Below are 421 nucleotides of genomic sequence, written 5' to 3' on the forward strand. Positions count from 1 at the left end.
GTGCTATCCGGCGTAGGTCTCGAACTCGGCGACCCTCGGCGTACCGGAGGAGCTGGTGATGTCGAAGGTGATCTTGCGCAGGGAGGTGGCGGGGAAGGTGATTACGCCCGCCGTGCTGCCCGAGGCCAGGACGGCGCCGGTGTCGTGGTTGAGGACCCGCCACGACCGGATGTTGCCGACGGAGCCGGACGCCTCACGGATGTTGATCCTGGAGACGGTGGTGGCGGAGCCCCACTTGATCGAGATCTGACCGGTCGTGCCCGACGGCGCCCAGGCGGTGCTCATGTTGCCGTCGCGTACGTCGCCGGGCGACTCGTCACGCGGCTCCGCACCGTACGCGCCAACCGGAACGACGCGGCCGCCGAACCCCACCCGGCGCGCATAGGGTGATGCGGTGGACGAACTCGTGGCACTGTATGCC

Annotated in this window: 1 pseudogene; it reads right to left on the bottom strand. The window is 68.9% G+C overall.

From position 1 onward, the window contains the following. Positions 1–3: 3 nt before the first annotated feature. Positions 4–421 (bottom strand): annotated as a pseudogene (locus C1I95_RS34555) (pectate lyase); the annotation flags it as partial.

Source organism: Micromonospora craterilacus (assembly GCF_003236315.1).
GTDB classification, from domain to species: Bacteria; Actinomycetota; Actinomycetes; order Mycobacteriales; family Micromonosporaceae; genus Micromonospora; species Micromonospora craterilacus.